1 protein-coding gene is annotated in these 3,261 nt (G+C 73.0%); it reads left to right on the top strand.

Going from position 1 to position 3,261, the window contains the following annotated elements; all coding sequences use genetic code 11:
• Positions 1–3 precede the first annotated feature (3 nt).
• A partial coding sequence (locus ACLJT4_RS42145) for an SDR family NAD(P)-dependent oxidoreductase (protein ID WP_411130450.1) occupies positions 4–3,261 on the top strand: 3,258 nt, incomplete at its 3' end.

Genomic DNA, 3,261 nt, shown 5'->3' with positions numbered 1-3,261 from the left:
TCTTTGCGGTTGCCGGGGGTGTGTGAGGCGGGGTTTGGGGAGTTTGGGCTGCATCCGTCGTTGATGGATGGTGCGTTGCAGTCGGTTGTGGCGTTGTTGGGTGAGTCTGCTGGTGCTGGTGCTGGTGTGGGGGTTGGGTATCTGCCGTTTGCGGTGGGTGCGGTGGAGATTTTTGGTGAGTTGCCGCGGGAGTGTTTGGCGCATGTGACGGTTGAGGGGGATGGGGTTCGTGCGGGTGCGGTGACGGCGCAGGTGGCGTTGTTGGACGCAGAGGGGACCGTCCTCGTCCGCATCAAGGACCTGGTCCTACGGGCCGACCAGCGCCACTCCGACGCCGGGGCGGACCGCGGCCCGGAGCGCCTGCTCTTCCGCGGGCAATGGGAGCGGGCCGCGCTGCCCACCGGCGGCACCCCGCCCGACGGCCCCTACCTGCTGCTCGGCACCGACGAGGGCCAGCGCACCGAACTCGCCGCAGCGCTGCGGGCGGCGGGCCGGGCCGACGCCCGGATCGTGTTGGCGCGTCCCGGTACCGCCTTCCGGCGGCAGGACGCGCACACCTTCACCCTCGACCCGGGAAGCGGTGCGGACGTCGACCGGCTGTTCGCCGACTGCGCCGCCGACGACCTCCTGCCGGGCGTCGTCCTGCATGCCTGGAACGACCCCGACGGCGCCGACGGCCTCGAAGCGGGCGCGGTGGACGCGGCGCTGGCCCGCGGCCTCCTGACCCACTTCCACCTGGGCAAGGCGCTGTTGGCCCGCCGGATCAAGCGCCCCGTCCGGGTGCTCCACCTGCACACCGCCGGCGTCGACGGCCCGTCCCCCCTCCAGGACGCCGTGGCCGGCTTCGCGCGCAGCGTCCGGCTGGAGAACCCCCGACTGGTCCACCAGGTGGTCGGCCTCGACCGGCGGGAGTACGCCCTCACCACCGCCGTCGCCGAACTGGGCGACGCCACCGACCCCGCGGTGTGGGTGCGCCACGAGGACGGGCGGCGCCTGGTGCACGGGCACCGACGGATCGACCTGCCCCGGCCCGCCGACCGCCCGACGCCGGTGCGCGAGGACGGCGTCTACCTCATCACCGGTGGCGCGGGTGGCCTCGGCCTGCTCGTCGCGGAACACCTCGCCGCACAGGCGCGCACCCACCTCGTGCTGGTCGGGCGCTCCGAGCCGGACCAGGACGTGCGACGGCGGATGGCGGCCATCGAGGCGCACGGCGGCACGGTGCGCCACCTGCGGGCCGACGTCGCCGACGCCGCGTCGGTGCGGGAACTCGTCGCCCGCGTCCGGGCCGAGCACGGCGCGCTGCACGGCGTCGTCCACGCCGCCGGGACGTTGCGCGACTCCTTCCTGTTGAAGAAGACCGCGGAGGAGTTCGCCGCGGTCCTCGCGCCCAAGATCGCCGGCGCGGTGCACCTGGATCACTACACCCGCGACGAGCAGCTGGACTTCTTCGTGCTGTTCTCCTCGATCGCGGCGGCCTTCGGCAACCTCGGCCAGACCGACTACGCCGCGGCCAACGCCTTCCTGGACGCCTTCGCCGAGCACCGCACGGCACGGGTCGCCGCCGGGCGGCGCCACGGCCGCTCCCTGTCGATCGCCTGGCCGCACTGGCGGGACGGCGGGATGGCGCTGGCCGCGCACGACGCCGTGGTGCTGCGGGAGCGGATCGGAGTGGCGTCGCTGGGCAACGAGGAGGGCCTGGCCGCGTTCGACGACGCGCTGGCGCTCCCGGGCGGTGCGGTGCTGGTGGCCGCCGGGGACGCGGAGGTGATCGCCGGGCGGTTGGCGGCGGTCGGCACCGCGGCCGACGACCGGCCGGGCGACGACGCCGGGACCGGGGCCGAGGCCGCCCCCACCGCGGCGGGCGGTGCGGACGACGGCGCGGAACTCCGCGGCCTCGCCGTGGCGTTCCTGCGCGAGCTGGTGGCGCGGAAGATCGGGGCCGAGGCGTCCGGCATCGACCCCAAGGCCGCGCTACTGGCCCGGTACGGCATCGACTCGCTGGTGATCACCGAGCTGAACCGCGCCCTGGAGGACCGCTTCGGCGAGCTGTCGAAGACCCTGTTCTTCGAGCACGACTCGCTGGAGGAGATCGCCGACCACCTGGCGGAGACCAAGCCCGAGGCGTTGCGACCCGCACCGGCCGAGGGGCCCGTCACGGAGGCGGCACCGGCGGTCGAGCCGGCCCGACGCCCGCGCTTCATGACCTCCGTCCGCGTCGAGACCCCCGATCAGGACCCCGATCACGGCTCCGACCACGACACGTCGGTCGACGTCGTCGAGCACGACGTCGTCGAGCACGACGCTGTCGAGGACGACGCCATCGCGGTGATCGGGTTGAGTGGTCGGTATCCGATGGCGGATGACCTGGGTGAGTTCTGGGAGAACTTGGCGGAGGGGCGGGACTGCGTCACGGAGGTGCCGCGGGAGCGGTGGGATCACGAGCGGTTCTTCGACGCGGATGCTTCGCGGGCCGGTGGGACGTACGGCAAGTGGGGCGGCTTCCTGTCGGACGTCGACAAGTTCGACCCGCTCTTCTTCTCGGTCTCCCCGCGCGAGGCCGAACTCATGGACCCGCAGGAGCGGTTGTTCCTCCAGTCGGCCTGGCACGTCCTGGAGGACGCCGGCTACCGGGCGCGCAGTCTCGGCCGCCGCCAGGTCGGGGTGTTCGTCGGCGTCATGTACGGCGAGTACCAGCTCTACGGTGCGGTCGACGCGCTGCGCGGCACCGGGCCGGTCACCGAGTCCTCGTACTCGCTGATCGCCAACCGGGTCTCCTACCTCCTCGACCTGCACGGGCCGAGCATGGCGGTGGACACGATGTGTTCGTCGTCGTTGACCGCGCTGCACCTGGCGTGCGAGAGCCTGCGGCACGGCGAGAGCGAGCTGGCCATCGCGGGCGGCGTCAACGTCTCCGTCCATCCCTACAAGTACGTGCTGCTGAGCCAGAGCAAGTTCCTCTCCACCGACGGGCGGTGCCGTGCCTTCGGCGCCGGCGGCAGCGGCTACGTGCCTGGCGAGGGCGTCGGCTCGGTGCTGCTCAAGCCCCTCGCGCGGGCGGTCGAGGACGGCGACCACGTCTACGGCGTGATCCGCGGTACGGCCGTCAACCACGGTGGCCGGCCCAGCGGAAGCGGCTACACGGTGCCGAATCCGCGGGCGCAGGAGCGGGTGATTGCTGCGGCGTGGGGTCGGGCGGGGGTGGAGCCGGGTTCGGTGTCGTATGTGGAGGCGCATGGGACGGGGACGTCGTTGGGGGAT

Source organism: Streptomyces sp. x-19 (assembly GCF_046549115.1).
In the GTDB taxonomy this organism is placed as follows: domain Bacteria; phylum Actinomycetota; class Actinomycetes; order Streptomycetales; family Streptomycetaceae; genus Streptomyces; species Streptomyces albulus_C.
The sequence above is the reverse complement of the archived record's forward strand: the minus strand, read 5'-3'. Positions and strand labels throughout refer to the sequence as shown.